The organism is Staphylococcus sp. CoH_129_LAB_1, from assembly GCF_058191515.1.
In genome coordinates this window covers 38,665-63,649 of the sequence record NZ_JBXWKZ010000003.1, presented here as the reverse complement: position 1 = coordinate 63,649, position 24,985 = coordinate 38,665, and the positions used below count along the sequence as shown (strand labels likewise).

The following is a 24,985-nucleotide window of genomic DNA, read 5'->3' as shown; positions in this document are numbered from 1 at the left end:
TTTTTATACCTCAAGGAGTTGGAATATGAACTTTCGAATTTTAGATTTGTTTTCAGGAGCAGGTGGATTTTCTTGCGGTTTAGATTCAATTGACAATTTCACAACTGTTCTTGCCTTAGATAATAACTCTCATGCTCTCAACACTTTCGCTCATAATTTTCCAAATGCTAAAACAATTGTTGGAGATATTTTAGATGAAACTATAAAAGAAAATATAGTTAACTTAGCCAAAGATTTAAAAGTAAATATGATAATCGGTGGTCCACCCTGTCAAGGTTTTAGTAATAAAGGTAAAAAATTGGGACTTAAAGATCCAAGGAATTTTCTTTTTCTAGAATATCTTGAAATAGTTAAAAATATTCAACCTGATCTATTTATAATTGAAAATGTTAAAAGTATGATTACAGCAGCTAATGGTTATTTTATGACTGAAATTCAAAATAGTATAGAGTCACTTGGCTATTTTATGACTTGCAGTGTTTTAAATAGTAAAGATTTTGGAGTTCCTCAAAATAGACAAAGAGCTTTTATAATTGCTTATAAGTATAAAACACTTTCTTTGCCTTCTTCTCATATAGAAGAATTTGTTACTGTAAGAGATGCTATATCAGATTTAAGTTATCTGGAGTCTGGAGAAGGAACTAATCATTCTGAATATATATATCCTTCTCAAAGTAATTATCAAAAGAAATTAAGAAGAAATAGTAAAATATTATATAATCATATAGCATCTAATCATTCCAAATTAGCTTTAAAAAAATTGTCTTTAATACCTCCTGAATGTGGAAAAGAATATCTCCCTGCTGAAATGATTGGAAATCAAAAATTTAAAACTACATGGGGGAGATTAGTGTGGGATAAAGTAAGCCCCACTATTGATACTAGATTTGATACCCCTTCTAATGGAAGAAATAGTCATCCATATTTAAATCGAGCAATTACTCCTAGAGAAGCTGCAAGAATTCAAAGCTTCCCAGATAATTTCGAATTCTTAGGAAAGAAAACTGAAGTGTGTAAACAAATAGGTAATGCAGTACCACCATTATTATCTCGTAAAATAGGAGAAGGTATAAATATGCAAATAAATAAAAACACTCGGATTTTAAACGAAAATTATAAGTTATTTAACGCTAATGCCTATGATATCGTTAGTGAAATTGAAAGTTCTCAATTACTAGTTGATCATATAATCACGGACCCGCCGTATAATATCTCGAAAAGTAATAATTTCTCGACTATGAAAAATCCTAGAAAAGGTGTCGACTTTGGCAATTGGGATAAAGAATTTGATTTATATAATTGGATTGAGCCTTATTCTAAATTACTTTCTAAAAATGGTTCAATCATTATTTTTTGTTCTTATAGATATATTAGTTATTTTGTTGACGAATTAGAAAATAATGGGCTAATTGTTAAAGATATTATAAAGTGGGAAAAATCTAATCCAATGCCTAGAAATATAAACAGAAGATATGTTCAAGATACTGAATTTGCTCTATGGGCAGTGAAAAAGGGAAGTAAATGGATTTTTAATAAACCAACAGATGTAAGTTATTTAAGAGCTAACTATAAAACTGGTGTTGTTTCTGGAAAAGAAAGAACATTTCATCCAACTCAAAAAAGTCTAAAGTTAATGAAAGATATTATAAGTGTACATACAAATCCTGGAGACACTATATTAGATTTATTTATGGGAAGTGGTACAACAGGAGTAGCAGCTTTAGAATTAAATAGAAGATTTATAGGTGTTGAAATCGATGAAGATTACTTTAATCTTGCTCTATCTCGTATTAATTCGGATAAGAATTTATCTTTCAACTTATAATTTAATTATATTATTAAAAATAAAGAGAGCAGAAAATCTAAATCCTGCTCTCTTTATTTTATTGACGCTCGTCTAAAGCATTATGATTATCTTTTAAATCTTCTTCAGTGACTACTCTTAAATTATTATTAACTGTTGTGCCACCTTCATCATCGAATTTATCTTCTGCTAATTCATGTGCATCATTTTTTTTAGTATTCACATTAGTGAATTTAGATTTTTCATCTTGTAATAAAGATTTAGGATCATTTTTTAAACGATTTGCATAACCTTGTGGGTCATTCTTTACGTTTTGAATTGTTTCATTTGCTTTTGAACTAATATCATTAACTAGTCCTTTCGCATTTTGTTTATAGCCTTCTGGATTTTCTTTATATTTATTATACTCAGCTTTTAATTTATTTCTGCTACTTTCACGTGATAATGCTACTGCAGCTGCTGCTGCACCGATACCTGCTACGATTCTTAATAAACCTGCACTTTTAGCCATAATAATTTCCTCCTTATCATATATACAAACTATCTACCCATATAAAATACTATTTACACACTATATTACTAATTTATATTTACAATTTTTTTATTCAATTTGTAAATAGGTTAAATATATAATATAATTTTCCAAAAAGTGATATTATTAGTCAAAATATTGCTATTGCAACATCTATTATATTCAAAATTTATATTATATAATAAAAATGTCTTAGGAGAAGTCCTAAGACGCTGAGGAAAAGATTCTCAGAAAAAAAATTTTCTGGGATGTTGAGGATTTGTGCTTGGAGAAGAGTTTGTCGACAATTTATCTCTTCTCTGAGTAGGGCACACCTTAGCGGAAAATGGGGTGTGTCCTGTTTTTAGTTTTAGTTTTGATGAGATTAAAGTGTCTAAGAAGATTGAAGAATCACCACTTATTCTTCAATGTCTTAGGCACTTTATTTTATTATAGCCCTAAATCTTTAATAAACGTGACGAGTTCATCTTTCATTTTAGGATCTTTTAACGCATATTCAATTGTCGTTTTAACGAATCCTAATTTTTCTCCAACATCATAACGGTCACCATCAAAGTCATACGCATACACTGGAACGTCACCATTCATCCGTTCAATGGCATCGGTTAATTGAATTTCATTACCGGCGCCTTCTTTTTGTGTTTTTAAATAATCAAAAATTTCTGGTGTTAAAATATAACGTCCCATAATCGCTAAATTAGAAGGTGCTGTACCTTGTTTAGGCTTTTCAACAAATTGTTTCACTTCATAGCGGCGACCTTGTTTCTCTAATGGATCAATAATGCCATAGCGATGTGTCACATGTTCAGGTACTTCTTGCACACCAATGACTGAATGTCCTGTCTCTTCATAGACGTTCATCAATTGTTTAATCGCTGGTTCTTCAGATTCCACAATATCATCACCTAATAATACTGCAAATGGTTCATCACCAATGAATTGACGTGCAGTATAAATCGCATGACCTAACCCTTTTTGTTCTTTTTGGCGTACGTAGAAGATATTCGCTAAATCTGTAGAATAATGTACTTTTTCTAGTAATTCTGTTTTACCTTTTTCTTCAAGAACCATTTCTAGTTCTTTTTGATTATCGAAGTGATCTTCAATCGCACGTTTATGTTTACCTGTCACAATAATAATATCTTCAATGCCTGCACGTGCCGCTTCTTCAACAATATATTGAATCGTTGGCTTATCTAAAATAGGAAGCATTTCCTTAGGCATGGCTTTTGTCGCTGGTAAAAAACGTGTCCCTAAACCAGCCGCAGGTATGATGGCTTTCTTTATCTGTTTCAAACTCGAATATCTCCTTTATGTATTCTGTCTTTTATATTATAAGTAAGTTTATCATTCTTTTATTACCATTCATAGCGATTGACCGTAAGCTTACTATTAACTATTTATAAGATAAATAAATCTTTTTAAAGCACTACAAAAATATTACTTTTTATTAATATTTATGAAATATCTTAAATTGAATAGATTCATGTTCAAAGACTTTCTCTAAAAGATCTAATGGATTATCAAATTGACTATAATTTTCATAAGGATCAATGATATACATTTTAGGCTCATTACTGTTAATATCATAAAATCGCATAATTAAATATTCATGTTTATATTTAAACATAGCTATTAATTCATTAACAGAAAGATAGAAAGGTTCATCTATTTTTTTTGAAGTTGTAGCTTTTACTTCAATGTATTTCTCGTGCGGTTCACTTAAATTATTTGGATCAAATGCTACTAAATCGTATCCATAACCATGGTTTTGAGACATTTCATTATTTATTAAAATTCTAAATTTATCTTTTTTATTTTCATCTACTTCTTCGTCTATTAACTGATTAAAATAATTAACAGCCAGATATTCTCCTTTATTTCCTATTGACTTGTTTAATTTGTTTAAATTATCCATTTTCTCATTATTTATATACTTTTTAGAAAGATGTTCTTTTTTTACATAAGATGTCGAAGTAGGGGGGGGCAACTTTTTTAATATTTTTTAATTTACTTTTTTCTTTTAAAAGCGGATTTTTACCGTTAATTAAGTTGTCATATTGTTCCTTTGATACATGAACAGATAATTCATCAAATAATTCAATAAATTTTTTTATCTCTTTATAAAAATCATATTGTTCCAAATCATCAATTTTATAATATTTATATAAAATAGATCCATATGTATATCCTATAGCATATTTGCCGTAATTTTTTTCATTATCATTTTCACTATACGCAAAAGCTCCTTTATTATAATCTCCATCACTAAAATAATTACTCAAAGTTTTTGATAATTTTAAGGCTTCTCTTTTGGCATTATTTGAATTTCGAGTATACTTATTTTTTATTTTAATCCACCCTTGATTTAAAGATAAATATACACCCTTTCCTTCAGGATGAATTAAGATTACTACATAATATCCATCTTTTGTATCCTCTGTGATTTCAGGGTTGTATATTGCTATCCATGGAACGTTACTATATCTCCCCTGTCCTACACTTGCATGAGCATATTTTTCATCTTCTAGAATATTATTGTTTATATTTTGCTCAATATTGTTAATTAAATCTAAGTATATATTACCTTTATCCCACATTTTTTTAAATTTAATACCTTGATCATATATCTCTTTTTTTAATTGTAATATTTTTTTAAATTTTAAAGCTAAATTATCGTTCATATACATTCTCCTATATCTATTTTTTCGAGGTATATTTATGTAATAATAAAAAAGCAAATTATTTTAATAAAATTGTAAAATACATATTTTAATACTAACTCTTTAATCTTAACAAAAAATTTTTTTAAAAGAAAAAACATATACAATCAAAGATAAGAAAAAGGATCTCAATTTGAGATCCTTTCGGTAAAGTATATATTCAATTACAAACTGTATCTATTAATGATTACTAAATTCTTTACTTGGCTGACTTGTCTTCTATTAGACACGTAAGTTATACAAACAAACTAATGAATAAGATAAAGATAATGCCCGATACTGAAATGATGGTTTCAAGTAATGACCAAGTTAAGAATGTTTCTTTAACGGTAAGTCCGAAATACTCTTTAAACATCCAGAATCCAGCATCGTTAACATGTGATAAGATAACGCTACCTGCACCAATGGCAAGTACAACAAGTGCCACATTCGCATCTGAATGTTGTAATAATGGTAACACGATACCTGTAGTAGAAATGGCTGCAACCGTTGCTGAACCTAACGCGATACGTAACACGGCAGCCACAATCCATGCAAGTAAGATTGGTGACATCGTAGAACCTTCAAATAGTTTAGCAATCGTATTACCTACACCACCGTCAATCAATACTTGTTTAAATGTACCGCCACCTCCAATAATTAACAGCATCATCCCAATTGGATAAATAGCATTTGTTACAGATTTCATAATGTCGTCCATTTTTCTTCCTCTATGTAAGCCCATTGAAAAAATAGCAAAGATGACTGAAATTAACATAGCTGTACCTGCTGTACCGATAAAGTAAACAATATGTTCAAATAAATTTTTAGCATTTTCATGTCCAGTCACTAATTGAACAATTGTTGATAATAACATTAAAATAACAGGTAGTACTGCAGTAAGTATACTTAAACCAAAACTTGGCATTTCTGATTCTTTAAATTCTTTTTGTGAACCAAGTGCTGAAATATCCCCTTCACGTGTATAAGCAGATGGGATAAGTTTTTGTGCAAATTTATTAAAGATTGGACCTGCAATGAGCGTCACTGGAATGGCAATAATAATGCCATATAATAACACATGTCCAATATTCGCTTTTAATTCTTTAGCTATGACTACTGGACCAGGATGAGGTGGTAAAAAGCCATGTGTAACAGATAATGCTGTGACCATGGGTAATCCTAGTTTCAGTGGTGACACTTTCGCACGTTTAGCAATTGTAAAAACAAGTGGAATGAGTAATACTAGTCCTACTTCAAAGAATAATGCAATACCAACGATAAAAGCTGCAATCAGCATCGCCCATTGAACATGTTTTTGTCCAAATTTATCAATCAGTGTATCTGCAATACGGTTGGCTCCCCCGCCATCTGCAAGTAATTTACCAAGGATTGCTCCTAATCCAAAGATAAGTGCAATATGACCTAGTGTGCCACCCATACCTGCTTCTATCGTTTCCATTACTTTATTCAAAGGCATACCTAATAAGATAGCAGTTACAATAGATGTAATAATTAAGGAAATAAATGTGTTGAGTTTTAAGAAAATAATTAGTGTCAATAATAATGCGATTCCAATGACTACACTTGCTAGTGTCCATACTGTTCCCATTTGTCTTCTCCCCTTTTGGCGTTTAATTTGTTTAGATACGTCGATTAATCAATGTGTTTACGTTGAAAATCAGCAATTTCTGCATAGCGATCTTCAAGTGTACGGCTTAAGTTAATGAATATCGTTACAAGTTGTTGATAAATATTTACTGTTTCTTGATTTGGTTGATGTGCATGTGTCGTACCGACCATATTTTCAATAACTGAGTAATCCTCAATGTCTCCCAATGCTTTTAAACCAAGTACGCATGCACCTAAACAAGAACTTTCATAACTTTCTGGCACAATGACATCCGTATCAAAAATATCTGCCATCATTTGACGCCATACTTCACTTTTCGCGAAACCTCCTGTTGCTTTAATCGTATTTGGTGTTTCATTCATTACTTCAATTAGTGCTAAATAGACGGTATAAAGGTTGTAAAGGACTCCTTCAAGTGCGGCGCGTATCATATGTTCTTTTTGATGTGATAACGTTAAGCCGAAGAATGAGCCGCGAGCATTCGCATTCCATAATGGTGCACGTTCCCCTGCAAGATATGGATGGAAAATTAAACCATCTGCACCTGGCTTAACACGACTTGCTATTTTGGTAAGCACATCATAAGGATCTACTCCTAAACGTTTGGCTGTTTCAACTTCACTGGCGAGCAATTCATCTCTTAACCATCGAAGAATGACGCCACCATTATTAACCGGTCCACCAATCACATAATGCTCTTCATCTAAGACATAACAGAAAATACGACCTTTGTAGTCTGTACGAGGTTTATCAATGACTGTGCGAATCGCACCTGATGTCCCAATTGTGACGGCAACTTCCCCTTTTTTATAACTATTAACGCCTAAATTAGATAACACCCCATCACTTGCGCCCACGACTACTGGTGTCTGTTCATCGATACCCATCAATGTGGCATAACGTTTTTTCATTCCTCTTAAAATATGTGTCGTTGGTACAAGTTGAGGTAATTGAGATTTTGAAATACCGAGTAATTCAAGAGCTTCTTGATCCCAGTCTAACTGCTGTAAGTTAAACATACCTGTCGCTGAAGCCATAGAGTGATCTATCACGTATTCTCCATAAAGCTGATAGAAAATATACGTTTTAATATCCGCAAACATTGCCGTATTTTGATAAATATTTGGCTGTTCATGTTTCATCCAAAAGATTTTAGAGAGTGGTGACATAGGATGAATAGGTGTACCTGTGCGTTTATAAATATCATGTCCGTTATGTTGTTCATTAATCAAATCAGCATATTTATTCGCACGATTATCTGCCCAAATGATACTTTCAGTTAAGCGCTCGTGTTGGCTATCTAGTGCAATTAAGCTATGCATTTGTGCACTAAAAGAAATGAGTTTAATATCTTCTTTGCGCACTCCAGATTCGCGAACCACATGTTTGACTGTCATTAATACGGCATCGAATAATTCGTCAGGATTTTCTTCTGAAACATCAACATTTGGCGTATGTAAAGGATAGCCAATATTATGCTTTGTAACACATTGACCATGTTCATCATAAAGTACTGACTTCGTACTTGTTGTTCCAATATCTACTCCAATCATGTATTTCATACGTATTCCTTCTTCCTTCTATTTATTGTAACCAAAAGTTTTCAATATCTTTACCTACATCATCAAAGTTTAGATGAAACGCTTCTCTTAAAGTATCAGTATCATAACGTTCTACCGCTTCTATAAATACCGAATGATTACGGTGTATTCTGTCAAAATCTTCTTTATTTATTCTCATTCGCTCTCTCATTGAACATAATACAAGTACTTCTACAATTGGTTTCAAATGGTTCCAAAATGTTTGAAGATAATGATGTCGAGAGGCGTGAATCAATGCTTCATGAAATTGAAGATCATGTTGCGTAAATGATTCAGCATCTTCAAATTGAACAGCGACTTTCATCATTTCTAAATGTTTTTTCATTTCTTTAATAACTTTATTTCTATCAATATGCTTTAACTTTGAAAATGCAAAGGATTCAAGCATTAATCTCAAATCATATAATTCTTTCTTTTCTTGTTCACCAAATTCAAGAACCCTTGCACCCATACGTTCGAGGTGAATGAGTTGATTCGTTTGTAGCAATTTAAATGCATCTCTAACTGGAGAACGACTTACATCGAATTGTTTAGCCACTTGATTTTCAGTTAGTAATGTATCGGGTTCAAGTGTACTATTAACAATCTGAAACCTAAGTTCCGCAGCGATACTTTCCCCTGTAGTCATTCTGTTTTTCCATTGTTTCGGATAATGTTCTTCCATCTTTTCACCTCAATACGTTAACTTGTATACAAGTATAGTAATACACTCACTTTAATTTTGCAAGCGCTTACTTTTTTGTAATTTAAAACACCTAGCTCATTATAAGCCAGGCGTTTATTACGATTCGTTTTGGTATACTTCGATACAATAATATGTTTGATGGCAGTTGGGACATGTGAGTTGTCTTGTTTTAGGTGTATGTTTCGCCTTCATGAAGACACCTAATGTAGGTTTAAATGTATGCTGACAATTCGGACACAGATATGACACTTTTTTTAAATATATTGCTATAAGCACAATGGTATATGTGATTAAGATGGGGAATATAACTACTAATGGCTTAGTTGAACGTCTTAATAAGCTTAATAGTAAACTACTATATTGTATTATCCCTAAGATTCCAGCACTTATCCAAATCTTTTTTCTAAAGTGTGTTATTTTATATTCTTGTTTCATAGCAACATCAATGTCAGTAAGATGGTTAATAGGCGCACTTGACTGCTCAGAAATGTATGTTTCGACTTTTTCAATTTGATTTAATGTATGACTGTACACCTCTACTTTTGAATGCAACTCATCTTTTCTCAATGAAAGTAATGTTTTAAGAGTGTTCATATTTGTATCTTCACCGAGTAATGTCTTTATTTCATCTAACGTACATCCTAATTGTTTTAATACTAAAATCAGTTCAAGTTGCTTTACATGTTCCTCAGTATAATATCTGCGATTAGAGTCTTTTTGTCGATGAGCTATAAGTAATCCTTTTCGATCGTAATATTGTAGTGTTCGAATCGTGACTTTACTCTGTTTTGCTAATTCTCCAATCGTATAACGTGACATATCATTCACCTCCTACTGTTAACATAGCTAATGACGCTACGTCATAAGCAAGTATTATTTTAACATTTGCTTATTCAGTCTGCCGTCCGTCTTATTCTTCTTGAATCCACTGTTTAATGTGGTCAATAATACCTATTGTTCCATTAGGAAGATTATCCAAGACAGCAGGAAAGTCGATATGCCCGATACCAGAATATATAACTTCATTTACTTCACCGCCATATTTTTTATACATTTTCATTGTTTCTTGTGAATCAGTGTAAGGAATGATTTCGTCATCTTCTCCCGAAATAAATAAAAGTTTAGGAAATTGCTCTATTTTCTCTATATCTGGAAGGTAATCTGCGTTTGTAGAATAAATGATGTCTGTAATAATCGTTTTAATTGGTGCAATATATGAAAATAAGTTACGAATGCTGTTATTTTTGTTATAAAAAGATTTTTTTAAAATATATTGCGGTAAATTTTTAAAAGCAATCATCTCATCTTTAAAATGATCTCTTTTACTATTTGAAGTAAATAAACGTGACAACATGCTTTGGTTTGGTGTAATGCGTGCGGCGCTGTTTAAATAAACCAGATGTGAAATAGGTAAAGTATTAAATTTTAATAAGCGTGTGCCAATCATCCCTCCCATAGAATAACCTATGATAACTAAATTTTTAATACCGTATGTTTCTATAACTTGTGAAAGTACATCATTGATACGCTCAGAATAATCATCTAACGTATGTTGTTCTCTTACAATGTTAGAGCTTTTGCCTCTACTCGGACAGTTAACAAAAATAAGGTTATTCTCTCTAAAATAAGGTTCAAACAACAACATAATGCGATATGTCATCATTGCTCCATGTATAAATACGATGGTTTTATCTGCATCCATATTTCCGGCAAATGCAATTTCAATGTGTTCACCCTTAAATTGTTTTAATTCATATCGTTGTGACTTAAAATTCTGCTCCATCATCTTAAAACTCCAAAATACATATATTACTATTAATTTGCTTTATCATAAAAATATATCATTTCATCTTACATAAAAAAGCGAAACAATAGCTATACGTTTCTATCGTTTCGCTATATTACTAAACTATTTATCTTTATCTTGAATCTCTGAGTGAATGGTTTGCATTTTTGCTTCGACATCTGAGATCTCGATTGCACATTCTTTAAGTTTATCTTTATAGTCCTCTGTATTGGTATTATTTTTATAACGGATTTTATGTTCTAAACTCGCCCACATATCCATACCTATTGTTCGAATTTGAATTTCTACTGGTGTAACTTCCACTCTATCGGCTAAAAAGACTGGGATGGTCACGACTAAGTGTAAACTACGATAACCATTTTCTTTTGGATGTTCAATATAATCTTTACGTTTAAGTAATTTAACATCTTCTTGTTTAAGCAATAACTTTTCAATGACATAAATGTCTTCAAGATAATTACATACCACGCGAATACCAGCAATATCTAAAATATTAGCTTTCGCTGTTTTTGCATCTACATTGAAACCTTTACGTTGTAACTTTTTAACTAAACTCGTCATTTCTTTAACACGACGTTCCATGTGATGAATAGGATTGTGTTTATAAATATGATTAAAATTATCATCTAAAATATCTAATTTCGTACTAATCTCTTTTAATGCAGAAGAATATAGATGATCTAGTTCTACAAAACCAACTAGTTTATCGAATGCTTCATCTCCATCTTTAAATTGATGAAGATTCTTTTTAAATTCACTTCGTAAATCTTCAATGTACAATGATGGTTTTCTCTCTACGTACATATTTGTTGCCTCCTTTAATCATCACTGTATATTATAGCTAACTCTTAAGTGAACTAAAAATGATAACCTAGACTTTACTCTACTCATTTAGTCTGAGTTATTTAGTCATAAAAAAAGCCGAATAGCAGGTTTAATTGCTACTCGGACTTTATAGATTATTCACTTTTTTTATGTTCAATCACTTGTGTACCACGATTATTAGCAATTTCTTTGGCACGTTGTTTTGCTTCTTCTTTAGTACTAAACGTATCTGAAGCTTGCTTTGCCTCTTCTGTTTTTACTTTCCATTCATGATCTTCATAATATACATGAACATCTTCATCATTCAGTTCAGGGCGTGCTGATGGATCTTTTTGATGCTGTGTAATATGTTTGTGTTTTAGTTTTTCTAGTTCTTCGTTGCTAGCATCTTTGTACCACTCTTCCGCTTGTTTTGTTGCAATAGGAATAGCGTCTCCTTCTTTGTACCCATCTTTTAACATCGCATTTGCGATATCAATTGCTTTTTTACGTTCTAATTCGTCCAAGTTTTTCCAAGTTTGTGGGTAATCATCCATTGTCCAAGGCATGATGTCACGCTCCTCTAAAGTGTTTAGTAAGCTTTACCACCATACTCTACGATGAAACGTCATACATTGATATTAGGCTTCCACCGTTTTTTGATTTTCTGTATGATTAATATCTTTACGTGTCGCCACACAATTATCTTGTAATTTCATGAGTGCAGATTTTAAATAATTATACTGTGGTAAATCAGTCAATTCTTTTTCATTAAGACTACCACGCAATTCAAAGTGTTTTGCTACGTTTTCAAATGTAACAAGATATTCTCCCATTTGGTCCTCTGAAATACGTTGACGATGTTGGTCTTGCATTGCGCGCATTAACATAAAGCTAATTTCCTCTAATGCAAAAATACTTGGATAATAATAACGAATAGCTTCTTTATTCGAGAATAATTCACCATTTGCTGAATTGTACACTTGCGTCATATTATTCATTTTTACAGATAATGATAAACTTTCAATTTTATCCCGCTCTGTGTCCTGATAGTTATTTTCAGAGAATAAATATTGGAAAATAACAGCTTCTTTTCGTGCCACCTCTGCTATCACTGTAGGTAACATGGTTGAAGCATTTTTTCGGTTAATGACTAAAATGCCAATCACTGCAATTACAATACCAATCAATACATCAACGATACGCGTATACGCAATATCAATTGATAGATTACCAGAGGCTAAACCATTTAACAGGATGACTTGTGTCGTAATAAAAATGACCGCAAAAGCATAATTAGCTGCAACGAATCCTTCTGTCATCATGGCAGATAGACCCATTAATGTGACAGCGACAACTAAATGTGGTTGGAAAAAGAGTATAGCTGACAGTAATAATGTCCCTACAATGGTACCGAGACCACGAGCTAACGAACGGTCTAACATACGAATTGTCGTTAATCCTAACAAGACAGTATGTGCTGATAACGGAATCCAATAGGATCGTTGAATATTGAAAAATAATGAGACAAAAATAGCCACACCCATAATCACTGCATAAGTTAATGTATTACGGAAAATGATTGAATCTAATGTTAAGTTTTGAACAATACGCTTACTATACAAAGGCTTACGAATACTTGCTTCAGATTCAATTTGTTCAGGTTGTAAATGCGCAATTTCATCTATTTTCAGTATATGTTGCATTAAACTTTCAAATGGTTCATCCACATCGACTTTTTTTGTCCATTTTTCTCGTTTTGAAGATAATTTATAGGCATTTCTTGTAATCATATCCATCATTTCAATTAATTCTTGTGGAATAGGACGAATATTTTTTTCATTTAATTCCAATAACTCAGCATAAATTCCTTGTGCTGAGGTGTGAAGAAGTAATAGCTTTTCAAAATGTGAACTCAATTTTTCACTCATTGCTGTAGTTGACGTTATCAATAACTTTTCTGACGTCTTAAATTGTGTGACCGTATCTTGAGAAATTGCTTTAAATTTTTCGGCATCATTGAAGTTATGCATTAAGTTATTAATAATTTTAAAGTCAGCAGTAATCGCTCGATCTTCAGCTTTTTGCTTTTGAAAGAGAATATTTAAAATGACGACTAATGTCGCTAACATTCCTCCAATAAAAATCGCTAAGCCACGAATCGGTGCTTGTTCTGGAGCTTCGGGTAGATTACTCGATAAGCAAAATGTGACTAAAAAGAATGTGGATGATGGCCCTACAATTTTTAATACGTTAAATACGTAAAACGGAATAGCCGTAACAAATAATAATAATACGCCGTATAAGACAGGCTGGCTGACAGTTAAGGTACCAAGTATCATACACACAGTGAATGAAAGTGTACAAATGATAACTGTTCTTAGCATGGATTGTGCAGAACCTTTAAATACATAAGTATGTGCCAAAGTTCCGGTTGCTACGAGCAATCCAAAACTAAAATGCCCTAATAAATGACCTATTAATGCTGGAATAATCATTAATAAGCCTTGGCGTATACCTTTCCAAATATTAATTTTTGACTTATCAAACCTGATTAATGAATTTATGACATGTCCCAATGTTATCGTTCCTTTCTTTATCTATACCATTACATGATAACATGACAGATGCCTTGCCCAAGCAATACTTAGACAAGGCATCTTTTAATTTCTATTTTGTTTCTGCTACATCAATGACAGGTTCTTCAGCTACATATTTTCCAATGTTTTCACTAAATGTTTTAAAGTGATCTGAATGGTTATGTGCTTGAACCGCTTCTTGATCTTTATAATTTTCAACAACAACAAAGGTATTATGTTCAGTTACATCTTCATAATGTGAATAAAATGTATTACCAGGTTCTTGACGTGAACTTTGAACTAATTTATTCATTAAATCTAAATAATCTTCACGAACGTCTTCTTTGATTTTAAGTTTTGCATTAATAATAATCATATAATCACCTTCCAAATATTATTATAACGTTTTACCCGGCTATGATAAAAAGAAAACGATAGTAAGAAGAGAGGCCGCATTTATTTTTAATTCAGTCATCGACAGTCAATATATTAAAAATGCCTGAGACAACTGATGATGTCCCAGGCTTTCACTTTTGTGGATAATGTGTAAATATTATTTAATATGTTTACTTTCGTCTTTAATTAATGGTTTGTCTGGTGTAACGAAGAACCATAATACGGCTGCAATCACCGCTGGAATAATTAATAATTGGAATGTCATTGTCCAGCCAAGTGATGATACTAATGCACCTGCTAAAAACGGACTGATTAACGCACCAATATTTCCCCATAAGTTCATCCAACCAGATACTGTACCAGCAAAGTTACGTCCAATATCATTTGCTGCTGCCCAACTCATTCCCATTGAAATACCCATACCACCTAAGCCAAGTGATAACCAGAAAATGGTTACATATAAGCTTTCTGTATGAACTGCAAAGAAAATTGAGATAGCAAATACGATAAAGCCAACAATTGCAATTAATCCTCTCGCTACAAAACGACTTTGGCCACTACGTAAAATTTTATCTGAAATCGCACCCGCAGATAAAATTAAAATAAACATAATAAACCATGGTAAAGCGCTAATTGTCATATCTTTAAATTGTACATGATATTGTTCAGTTAAATAAGTAGGTAACCAAATTAAGAATAAAGCGATAACGAACTGAACAACGAAATATTGTCCTGCAATTGCGTAGAAACTCACGCGTTTGAAAAATTGATTCCAAGGTGCTACGGATTTAGTTGTTTCTACTAAATCACGATGTTGCATGATATACTGTTTTTCTGCATCATTGACCATGCGATGTTGCTCAGGTAAATCTTTTGCAATAATTGCCCAAAGTGCTGCAATCACAATACCAACTGCACCGAAAATATAGAATACTGCTTGCCAGTTAAATGCATTAACAATTGCGATGGTAATTACTGGTGCTAATACTGGACCGAAATATGATCCTGCTAACAACGCACTCGATGCTCTCCCTTTTTCGTCCTTAGCAAACCAAGTTGAATTGAATACTGCATTAGATGGATACATTGGCGCTTCTCCGACACCAAATAAGAAACGTACTAAATATAATAGACCATGATGTTTAATCATTCCCGTTAAAATTGTAAATGCACTCCACCATAATAATGCAATTGAAATCATCTTACGTGGACCAAATTTCTCTGCTAACATACCTGAAGGTACTTGCATCAATGCATAACCTAGTGAGAAGAATGAAGCTAATAAACCAAATTGTTGCTTTGTCATGTGAAGATCTTCCATCATTTGAGGTGCGATAAATGAGATATTAGATCTATCCATATATGCAATTACCCCAATAATAAAAAATGCGAGAGCGAAATACCAACGAACATTACTTTTCTTTTGTCTTTGTACCATAATTATTTTTCCTGCTTCCCTTTAAAGTTGTGTTGATTCTACTTACAAGTTGAAAATGAAAACTCCCAATCATGTCGTTCCCTTTTATTTTTAACCGCCTTTCGAGCCCCTTCTCATAGGCTTTCTGATATATTTTTTATAATATTAACAGTTTTTGTAAACGTTTACAATTACTTTTTTTAATATTTTTCATTTAATTTATAAATAGCTATATAAAAAGCGGTATGTGTTATGAAAAGTATATTGCTATAAATCTAATCTTTTTTGTAATTGAACTCTATTAGAAAAGGTTGTAGAATAAAAATGAAGCAAAAATGCTAATGTTTATTTTAAAAACAACCGAATAAACAATCCACTGGAAGTGCCTTTGTTTAAGGCTGAGAGTAAAGAACGAACTTTATAATTCCTGGAACCTGATCCAGTTTGTACTGGCGTAGGAAAGTGGCGACTAGGATATCGTAAAGTTAAGCAAAACGCTATTTCCCTACGACAGGGACATAGCGTTTTTTTGTTTAATAAGGAGTGATGTTCATTTTTATAGCGATTACGAAATATAAAGAGTTAACCAATGATGATTTACAACATTTTCTTGATATCTCAGATGGAATAGATGGGTTATTGTTTCGCACTCCCATGACACCAAGTGACTTATCTTCATTTTTAAAATCACTTATAGAACAAGGATTTCCTAAATCAAAAATCATTATTCATAGTGATATTCACTTGTTAGAACAACTTCACCTCTCTAGAATTCATTTTCGAGAAATGGATGACGATGCATTTAACTATAAATCTATTCATCCAAATATTGAGGTCAGTATGTCTACACATTCATTTGACTCTGTTAAAGCAGCTTATGAACACGATCTTGATTATGTCTTTTTCGGACACATTTTTAAGACGTCTTCAAAACCTAATCAATTGCCTCGATCAAAAGCAGAGATTCAACGTGTGTTAGAGATTCCTATTCCAATTTATGCCATTGGAGGTATCACTGAAAAAACGATTCCTCAATTACCTCAAGGGTTTAAAGGAATTTGTGCAATTTCTTTCTTTATGAACGCATCTTTACAACAAATTGAACTGTTGAGAAAGGAGTGGTTGAAAGATGCATGATGTTTTAATCATAGGTTCTGGTGTCATTGGCATGTCTATTGCACGCCAATTAAGTCAATCTCACCTTGACATTGCACTTATCGATCGTGACGTACCAGGTAAACACGCGTCATATAAAGCAGGTGGTATGTTAGGTGCTCAAAATGAATTTACTGAAGATACTGATTTATTTAGATTAGCGCTTGAATCAAGAAGTCTCTTTCCTCAATTATGCCAAGATTTAGAAGACGAAACCGGCATCGATATTCAGTTTCAAAATTCTGGCTTAATTAAAGTGGCTAATCGTCCTGAAGATGTTGAAAGTTTAGAGAAGCAATATCAATTTTTAAGTTCACTAGATTCTAGCGTAATTATCCTTTCTGATAATGAGCTTGCCCGTTTAACGCATGGTACAGTGATATCAAGCGAAATGGCTATTTACATTCCAAATGATGGTCAAATTAATGCAAATCACTATACTAAAGCTTTATTTACATCTTTAAAGCAACGTCAAATTAAGCGATATGTCAATACAGAGGTACAATCTGTTCAGCGCCAAAATGGGTACTACGATGTTGAAACGTCACAAGGCACATTACAAGCTAAGAAAGTCATTGTGGCAGCAGGCGCATGGACATCTAAATTATTAACTCAATACTCACTACCTAGAGATGTCGTCGGTGTAAAAGGTGAAGTCTTACTTATTGAAAATGACCATTTGGATTTAAAAGAAACCGTATTTATGACCAATGGCTGTTACATCGTACCAAAGTATCCAAATCGTTTCTTAATTGGTGCCACAAGTGAATTTGATAACTATTCAGTTGGTAATACAGACGATGGTATCTCTTGGTTACACCACTGTGCAAATGAACGTATACCAGAACTTGCACACGGCAAAGTCATTAAACAGTGGTCTGGCGTACGTCCATATACTGAAGGAGAAATACCGATAATGGACCGTATTGATGAAGATTTATATGTGATTTCTGGTCATTATCGTAACGGTATTTTACTTTCACCTATTATTGGTCGTGATATCGCCAATTGGATACTCACCGGTGTTAAGCCACGTCGGTATGACTCATTCAGTGTTTCAAGGAGGTTAGATCATGAAGTGTATCATTAACGGTGACACGTTTAACTTTGATTCAGAACAATCTATTACATCTGTACTTGAATCTCTTGAATTAGATCCTAAACGTGTCATTGTCGAACATAATAAAACTTTAATTAAACAAGAAGACTACGATCAACATACAGTACGTGAAGATGATCGATTAGAATTATTAGAATTTGTTGGAGGCGGATAAAATGTTTAAAATTGGACCATTAGAAATTAAATCTCGTTTATTATTAGGTACAGGTAAATTTGAAGATGAAGCTACACAAACAAAGGCGATTGAAGCAGCAGAGGCCAATGTGCTGACTTTTGCCGTAAGACGTATGAATTTATATGATAAAAACTTGCCTAATCCATTAGCAAATATTAATCTTAAAGACTTTATTACTTTTCCAAATACAGCTGGCGCCAAAACTGCTGAAGAAGCGATTCGCATCGCTGAAATTGCAAAACATGCTGGAGTATGTGACATGATTAAAGTCGAAGTGATTGGCGACGATGAAACATTGCTACCTGATCCATTTGAAACATATGAAGCATGTAAAGTGTTATTAGACAAAGGCTACATTGTATGTCCTTATGTTTCTAACGATGTAGTTTTAGCGAAACGTTTAGAAGAATTAGGCGTACACGCTGTCATGCCACTCGCATCTCCAATTGGAACTGGACGTGGCATTAACAATCCACTTAATTTAAGTTATATTATTAAAAATTCAAACGTTCCAGTTATTGTTGATGCAGGTATTGGTTCTCCAAAAGATGCATGTCATGCGATGGAATTAGGTGCAGATGCTATTCTGTTAAATACTGCTGTGTCAGGTGCCAAAGATCCAGTCAAAATGGCTGAAGCAATGAAACTCGGTATTAATGCCGGTCGTTTATCTTATGAAGCAGGACGTATTCCAGTAAAATATACTGCACAGGCTTCAAGTCCTACTGAAGGCTTAGGATTTTTATAATGCAACGTTATCATCGTCAATTGCGTTATCATGCTTTTGGAGAAGATGGCCAAACTGCCCTATCCAACGCAAAGATTTTAATACTTGGTGCAGGAGCATTAGGAAGTCATGTGGCGGAAATTTTAGCCCGTATGGGCGCGCATCATTTGGCAATTGTTGATATGGATATCGTTGATTTATCCAACTTACATCGTCAAGCTCTTTATACCGAAGAAGATGCGAACCATATGAGTCCTAAAGTTCATGCCATTAAACAACAGATTGCACACATTAATTCAAATGTAGACGTGAGAACGTATTATCAAGAAATTGATTCTACAAATATTGAGGACATTTTAAAAGAGGCCAATCCCGATATCGTCATTGATGGAATGGATCATTTCAAGATTCGTTACCTTATTAATGAAGCTTGTCATAAACATCATATTCCATGGGTATATGGCGCTGCAGTAGGCAGTAAAGGTACCGTTTATGGCATCGATTTTAAAGGACCTTGTTTGAAATGTTTATTAAAACAAATTCCAACCAGTGCAGAGAGTTGTGCTATTAATGGCGTATTACCGCCTGTGATTACACAGGTAGCAAGCTATGAGGTCACAGAAGCGATTCGTTATTTATCTGGTCATGGATTTTCTCATAAGTTAATTACTCTTGATACATTTAATATCGATTATAAAGCGATGAACGTCGATATCTTGAAAGATAATGGCTGTGAGGTATGTGGAAAAGGTCATTATGAATTATTAGAAACGAAACAACAACAGAATATTGAAAGTTTATGTGGAAAGACCTACCTATTCAGATATCAACCTACTGCGTTCGACTACGCTGAACATTTCCCGGGCGATATCGTAAAGTCAACTACATTTGCAAAGTTGATTAAAGACGGTAATTACGAGATTACCTTATTTAAAGATGGTAGAATGAATGTCTATGGCATTGAAGATGATGATGAAGCAGAACATTTGTATCATCAATATTTAAAATCCTTAAAATAGGTTGCATAATTCATATACTGTTATAACAAGCAATTCATAGTAAATTCTTATATAATGAACTTACTATGAATTTTTTATTCGAGTAAATTTTTTCGAAGGATGTTTAACTTTATAATGGAACAAATAATTACCAACTTTATAGGACAATGGGGTTACGCAGCCATTTTTATTCTTATTTTATTAGAAAATGTCTTACCTGTTGTTCCTTCTGAAATTATATTAACATTTGCAGGTTTAATGTCAGTGAAATCAGGCCTTTCAATTTTAGTCTTATTTATTATTTCAACAATTGCTTCATTTATCGGTTTACTTATTTTGTATTATTTATGTCGTTTAATTAAAGAGGAAAGTATTTATCGATTTGTTGATAAGTATGGTAAATGGTTCAAACTTAAAGGGAATGATGTTAAACGTGCAAACGACTGGTTTAAACGTTATGGCGCATGGGCAGTTCTATTATGTCGTTTCATTCCTGTTTTACGTGTATTAATCACTATTCCAGCAGGTATTAATAAGATGAACGTTGCAACATTTACGACTTTATCTTTATTAGGCACAACGATTTGGAACTTTGCCTTAATTTTACTTGGTCGTCTTCTTAGCGATAGTTTCGATGTATTAATGTCTGGTATCCATACATATTCTTATTTTATGTATGTGATTCTTATCATTATTATTCTTTATGTACTCTATCGTCTATTCTTCAAAAAAAGTAACGCTAAATAAGTACATTAATTTTACTTTCAAATTAAATTTACAACAATTTAAGCATCACTGTTGAAAAAGTGATGCTTTTTAACGATAATTTATGTAAGCGGTTTTATTACTCTGCTTACTATCTAATAAATTTCCCATACAGGAGTGAAATCAAATGTCTCAATCTACGGAAAGTGAATTAAAGAAAAAGTATTTAGATTTACTATCTCAGCAATTTGATAGTCCTGAAAAACTTGCAACAGAAATTATTAATCTAGAATCCGTTTTAGAATTACCAAAAGGTACTGAACACTTCGTCAGCGATCTTCACGGTGAATATAAATCGTTCCAACACGTATTAAGAAATGGCTCTGGTAATGTCCGTGCTAAAATTAACGATATCTTTGCAGGTAACATATCTCAAAAAGAAATAGATGATTTAGCTGCGCTAGTGTATTATCCAGAAGAAAAGTTAAAGCTCATTAAGAATGACTTTAATTCAAAACAGGAGTTAAATGAATGGTATATCCTGACAATCGAACGTTTGATTGATTTAATCACATATTGTTCTTCAAAATATACACGTTCAAAACTACGTAAAGCCCTACCTTCAGAGTATACATATATCATTGAAGAGTTGCTTTATAAAAATAACGAATTTAATAATAAAAAATCGTATTATGAAACACTTTTAGACCAAGTTATCAAGCTTGAACAATCAGATGATTTAATCATTGGATTATCTTATACTATCCAACGTCTTGTCGTCGATCATCTTCATGTTGTGGGTGATATCTATGATCGTGGTCCAGAACCTGACAAAATTATGGATACATTAATTGACTATCATTCTGTTGATATTCAATGGGGTAATCATGATGTACTTTGGATTGGCGCTTATGCAGGGTCTAAAGTATGTTTAGCCAATTTACTACGTATATGTGCACGCTACGATAACTTAGATATTATTGAAGATGCATATGGTATTAATTTAAGACCACTCCTCACTTTAGCTGAAAAACATTATGATGGCGATAACCCAGCGTTCAAACCGAAAAAACGTCCGGATAAAAAAGTGGGCTTATCTAAACACGAAGAAGCACAAATCACTAAGATTCACCAAGCCATTGCAATGATTCAATTTAAACTTGAAATGCCAATTATTAAACGTCGCCCAAGCTTTGAAATGGAAGACCGTTTAGTTTTAGAAAAAATAAATTATGATACAAACGAAATTACAATTTATGGTAAAACGTATCCTTTAAAAGATACTTGCTTTAGTACGGTGGACCCTAAAGATCCTGCAAAATTATTACCAGAAGAAGAAGATGTTGTTAATAAATTATTACTATCTTTCCAACAATCTGAAAAATTAAAACGTCATATGGCCTTTCTAATGCAAAAAGGTAAATTATACCTCCCTTATAATGGTAATCTTCTTATTCATGGGTGCATTCCTGTAGATGATAATGGCGAAATGGAAGCTTTTGAAATTGAAAATGTAAAACATAAAGGCCGTGATTTATTAGATGTCTTTGAACGTCACGTGCGCTTAGCGTTTAACGACAAAGAGAAAACAGATGATTTATCTACGGATCTTGTATGGTATTTATGGACAGGAAAATATAGTTCTTTATTTGGTAAACGTGCCATGACTACATTTGAGCGCTACTTCATTGAAGATAAAGCGTCTCATAAAGAACCTAAAAACCCTTATTACTACTTACGTGAAGATGTAGATATGATTCGCAAAATGCTAAAAGATTTCGGACTTAATCCTGATGAAGGTCGTATTATCAATGGACATACACCAGTAAAAGAAATCGATGGCGAGGATCCTATTAAAGCCAATGGTAAGATGTTAGTCATTGATGGTGGATTTTCAAAAGCTTATCAATCTACTACAGGTATCGCAGGTTACACGTTACTTTACAATTCATTCGGCATGCAACTTGTAGCACATCAATTCTTTGATTCTAAAGAAAATGTCTTATCTGATGGTGCTGATGAACTATCAGTACGACGTGTCGTTGATGAAGAATTACAACGTAAAAAAATTAGAGATACGAATGTCGGTAAAGACATTATGGAACAAATTCGCATGTTAAAATTATTAATGCACGACAGATATTTAAAATAAATCTATAGTAAAACGCCCGGTGGCAGTTCAAATGAACTTATTACCGGGCGTTCTTATTATTTATATACATTTCTTAAAATACCATATGTTCCATTATCATATTCATCCATTGATTTTGTACTCCTATGGAATGTCGCTTCTTTATCGTCACTAATGTGATAAATAATCATATCTTTATCTGTAATATCATGATATGAAGAGGCTGGAACTTCGACAATATTTTGATTGGTAATCACATTGTCAAACCATCTTGGACTATGCTTTTCATCGAATAAAATATGATTACGAAGCGGTCCATTTAAATTATTACGTGCTTGATCATCTGTAAAGGATACTGGCATCATATTTACATTATTTAATCCAAATTCTGGAACTAACTCATTAAATGCAAGACTATTAAAAATAAATGATTTAGTCATTAATAAGCATTTGTTATAGCGAATTAAGTCTGCATACATACGATCACTACTTGATAGTAAATTTCCTTTAAAAATTTCAAACCCGAGTTCTTCAGCTTTATCAGAAGTGTTACTAAACAAGTTAAATACCATAACTGGAATACCATGCGATTGTAACTGTCTACCTAAGTGATAAGAGAATTCGCTCTCACCTACTAAAATGACACCTGGAGGTTCAGTGCTTGCTAAACCAAGCATTTTACTTATTGGTGTAAAGCTAAAACCATATATTACTACAGTAATAAATACTAGACCAAATGTTACCGGTGTAATATAAGATGCCATTTTCATATTATCATTTAAGAATAATCCACCGAAGAATTGTGCTACCGTTAATACAACAATACCTCTTGGGGCCATCATTGCAACGAGTGCACGTTCTTTTTTAGTGATTTCAGTGCCAATTGTAGATAATAAAACAGCAATTGGACGTACTAACACAATCATGACAAGTGAGAAAATCACAAGCTTCCATGATAATACATTCATCAATACAGATGGTGTCAATGATGATGTTATTAAAATAAACACCGTTGAAACTAGAATGGAAGACATATTTTCAATAAAATGATCTGACTCTTTATAAATTAAATCATGTCGTTTATAACGTGCCATCATTAATCCAAAAATGGTTACTGCCAGTAAACCAGATTCATCGAGAATTTGGTCACAGATGCTAAATACGAGCAATATAAACACCAACTGAATGGAAGGCATTAAATTTTGTGGTATGACATCACGTTGGATAAGCCAATTGAAGAAGAATGAAGCACCAAAGCCAATTAATGCTACAATCAACATTTTAAAAATAAATATAAAGAGTAATTGGAAACCAAAACCTTGTCCAATGATTTGATACACATAAAATGCAGCTAATGCTAGTATTGGACCAAGTGGATCAAGTATAATACTTTCCCAACGTAAGACAGTATCTACACTGTTTCTAACTTTTGCTTGTTTTAACAGTGGCTGAATCACTGTTGGTCCAGTAATAAGAAATAATCCCCCCATAACAATAGCGATAGAAATAGGAAAACCTAAAATTTTATGTAAGGCAATGGCTCCAAGAACCCACGCAATTGTGGCTCCTATCGTAATAATACGTATAACCGCCTTAGAAATACCTCTTAATTCTCTAAAGTCTAAATTACTACTTCCTTCAAATAAGATGATTGCTACCGCAAGAGATACAATTGGACTAAATACCTCTGAACCTAGTGTATGCTCAGGATTCGCTAGTCCTAATATAGGTCCCACTAATAAACCAACAATCGACATGACTACAATTGAAGGCCATTTAATTCGATTTGCTAACCATTGACTAAAGATACCTAATGCAAGAAATAACACAATAACTAGCATCACAGGTAAATCAAATAACATATCTACACCTTCCTTAATTAAATTGAATATATTGCAATATCCTATCAAACTTTACTGAATCATGTATAGTATATTAAATACATTTTTTAAATAACATTTATATGAGAACTATAAGTTATTATATACCCAATATAACTTAAAATTTATACAAA

23 protein-coding genes and 1 riboswitch are annotated in these 24,985 nt (G+C 32.7%); of the genes, 8 read left to right on the top strand and 15 right to left on the bottom strand.

Annotation, left to right across the window (positions count from 1 at the left end; translation table 11 throughout):
- Positions 1 to 25: 25 nt before the first annotated feature.
- Complete coding sequence (locus tag AC2FB1_RS01900) at positions 26 to 1,825, top strand: DNA cytosine methyltransferase (RefSeq protein WP_490673587.1); 1,800 nt, start codon at positions 26 to 28, stop codon at positions 1,823 to 1,825.
- Positions 1,826 to 1,883: 58 nt separating this feature from the next.
- On the opposite strand, the gene AC2FB1_RS01895 is transcribed toward AC2FB1_RS01900, so the two are convergent.
- The 14 genes from AC2FB1_RS01895 to AC2FB1_RS01830 all read right to left on the bottom strand — a co-directional run bounded on the left by AC2FB1_RS01895 (position 1,884) and on the right by AC2FB1_RS01830 (position 15,981).
- Positions 1,884 to 2,315, bottom strand: coding sequence for a YtxH domain-containing protein (locus tag AC2FB1_RS01895; RefSeq protein ID WP_490673586.1), 432 nt, complete (start codon positions 2,313 to 2,315; stop codon positions 1,884 to 1,886).
- Between the two features lie 450 nt (positions 2,316 to 2,765).
- Positions 2,766 to 3,632: a UTP--glucose-1-phosphate uridylyltransferase GalU gene (gene galU / locus AC2FB1_RS01890; RefSeq protein ID WP_490673585.1), complete on the bottom strand. Its 867-nt coding sequence runs from the start codon at positions 3,630 to 3,632 to the stop codon at positions 2,766 to 2,768.
- 154 nt (positions 3,633 to 3,786) lie between these two features.
- A complete protein-coding gene (locus AC2FB1_RS01885; RefSeq protein WP_490673584.1) occupies positions 3,787 to 4,254 on the bottom strand; it encodes a protein NO VEIN domain-containing protein in 468 nt (155 codons plus the stop codon).
- Between the two features lie 22 nt (positions 4,255 to 4,276).
- Positions 4,277 to 5,020: an MrcB family domain-containing protein gene (locus AC2FB1_RS01880; RefSeq protein WP_490673583.1), complete on the bottom strand. Its 744-nt coding sequence runs from the start codon at positions 5,018 to 5,020 to the stop codon at positions 4,277 to 4,279.
- A gap of 274 nt (positions 5,021 to 5,294) precedes the next feature.
- Positions 5,295 to 6,650: a gluconate:H+ symporter gene (locus AC2FB1_RS01875; protein ID WP_490673582.1), complete on the bottom strand. Its 1,356-nt coding sequence runs from the start codon at positions 6,648 to 6,650 to the stop codon at positions 5,295 to 5,297.
- Between the two features lie 44 nt (positions 6,651 to 6,694).
- The gene (gene gntK, locus AC2FB1_RS01870; protein ID WP_490673581.1) at positions 6,695 to 8,233 is read right to left on the bottom strand and encodes a gluconokinase; all 1,539 of its coding nucleotides are present in this window, start codon (positions 8,231 to 8,233) and stop codon (positions 6,695 to 6,697) included.
- 22 nt (positions 8,234 to 8,255) lie between these two features.
- Complete coding sequence (locus tag AC2FB1_RS01865; protein ID WP_490673579.1) at positions 8,256 to 8,936, bottom strand: GntR family transcriptional regulator; 681 nt, start codon at positions 8,934 to 8,936, stop codon at positions 8,256 to 8,258.
- A gap of 117 nt (positions 8,937 to 9,053) precedes the next feature.
- Entirely contained in the window at positions 9,054 to 9,776 is a 723-nt protein-coding gene (locus tag AC2FB1_RS01860) for a MerR family transcriptional regulator (RefSeq protein WP_490673578.1), read from the bottom strand.
- Positions 9,777 to 9,867: 91 nt separating this feature from the next.
- Positions 9,868 to 10,743, bottom strand: a complete 876-nt coding sequence (locus tag AC2FB1_RS01855; protein ID WP_490673577.1) for an alpha/beta fold hydrolase — start codon at positions 10,741 to 10,743, stop codon at positions 9,868 to 9,870.
- Between the two features lie 123 nt (positions 10,744 to 10,866).
- On the bottom strand, positions 10,867 to 11,568 hold the full coding sequence (locus tag AC2FB1_RS01850) for a GTP pyrophosphokinase (protein ID WP_490673576.1): 702 nt from the start codon (positions 11,566 to 11,568) through the stop codon (positions 10,867 to 10,869).
- A gap of 155 nt (positions 11,569 to 11,723) precedes the next feature.
- Positions 11,724 to 12,137 carry a DUF2188 domain-containing protein gene (locus tag AC2FB1_RS01845; RefSeq protein WP_490673575.1) on the bottom strand — a complete coding sequence of 138 codons (414 nt, stop codon included), beginning with the start codon at positions 12,135 to 12,137 and terminating at the stop codon, positions 11,724 to 11,726.
- A gap of 72 nt (positions 12,138 to 12,209) precedes the next feature.
- On the bottom strand, positions 12,210 to 14,147 hold the full coding sequence (locus AC2FB1_RS01840) for an FUSC family protein (RefSeq protein WP_490673574.1): 1,938 nt from the start codon (positions 14,145 to 14,147) through the stop codon (positions 12,210 to 12,212).
- A gap of 91 nt (positions 14,148 to 14,238) precedes the next feature.
- Positions 14,239 to 14,523, bottom strand: a complete 285-nt coding sequence (locus AC2FB1_RS01835) for a putative quinol monooxygenase (protein ID WP_490673573.1) — start codon at positions 14,521 to 14,523, stop codon at positions 14,239 to 14,241.
- Between the two features lie 177 nt (positions 14,524 to 14,700).
- Complete coding sequence (locus AC2FB1_RS01830) at positions 14,701 to 15,981, bottom strand: pyruvate MFS transporter (protein ID WP_490673572.1); 1,281 nt, start codon at positions 15,979 to 15,981, stop codon at positions 14,701 to 14,703.
- Positions 15,982 to 16,328: 347 nt separating this feature from the next.
- Positions 16,329 to 16,438, top strand: a riboswitch (TPP riboswitch).
- A gap of 68 nt (positions 16,439 to 16,506) precedes the next feature.
- On the opposite strand from AC2FB1_RS01830, the gene AC2FB1_RS01825 reads away from it, so the two are divergent.
- From AC2FB1_RS01825 to AC2FB1_RS01795, 7 genes are all read left to right on the top strand, one after another.
- Positions 16,507 to 17,097, top strand: coding sequence for a thiamine phosphate synthase (locus tag AC2FB1_RS01825; RefSeq protein ID WP_490673571.1), 591 nt, complete (start codon positions 16,507 to 16,509; stop codon positions 17,095 to 17,097).
- Entirely contained in the window at positions 17,090 to 18,205 is a 1,116-nt protein-coding gene (gene thiO, locus AC2FB1_RS01820; protein ID WP_490673570.1) for a glycine oxidase ThiO, read from the top strand. The genes AC2FB1_RS01825 and thiO overlap by 8 nt, the downstream gene beginning before the upstream one ends.
- Positions 18,189 to 18,389 (top strand): sulfur carrier protein ThiS, encoded by a 201-nt coding sequence (gene thiS, locus AC2FB1_RS01815; protein ID WP_017175036.1) that lies wholly within the window; start codon positions 18,189 to 18,191, stop codon positions 18,387 to 18,389. The genes thiO and thiS overlap by 17 nt, the downstream gene beginning before the upstream one ends.
- Before the next feature lies 1 nt (position 18,390).
- Entirely contained in the window at positions 18,391 to 19,158 is a 768-nt protein-coding gene (locus AC2FB1_RS01810) for a thiazole synthase (RefSeq protein WP_490673569.1), read from the top strand.
- Positions 19,158 to 20,156: a HesA/MoeB/ThiF family protein gene (locus AC2FB1_RS01805; protein ID WP_490673568.1), complete on the top strand. Its 999-nt coding sequence runs from the start codon at positions 19,158 to 19,160 to the stop codon at positions 20,154 to 20,156. Before AC2FB1_RS01810 ends, AC2FB1_RS01805 begins: the two co-directional genes overlap by 1 nt.
- A 114-nt stretch (positions 20,157 to 20,270) precedes the next feature.
- The gene (gene uptA / locus AC2FB1_RS01800) at positions 20,271 to 20,882 is read left to right on the top strand and encodes an undecaprenyl phosphate transporter UptA (protein WP_490673567.1); all 612 of its coding nucleotides are present in this window, start codon (positions 20,271 to 20,273) and stop codon (positions 20,880 to 20,882) included.
- 145 nt (positions 20,883 to 21,027) lie between these two features.
- Positions 21,028 to 22,992, top strand: a complete 1,965-nt coding sequence (locus AC2FB1_RS01795; RefSeq protein WP_490673566.1) for a fructose-1,6-bisphosphatase — start codon at positions 21,028 to 21,030, stop codon at positions 22,990 to 22,992.
- A gap of 56 nt (positions 22,993 to 23,048) precedes the next feature.
- On the opposite strand, the gene AC2FB1_RS01790 is transcribed toward AC2FB1_RS01795, so the two are convergent.
- The gene (locus AC2FB1_RS01790; protein WP_490673565.1) at positions 23,049 to 24,833 is read right to left on the bottom strand and encodes a cation:proton antiporter; all 1,785 of its coding nucleotides are present in this window, start codon (positions 24,831 to 24,833) and stop codon (positions 23,049 to 23,051) included.
- Positions 24,834 to 24,985 lie beyond the last annotated feature (152 nt).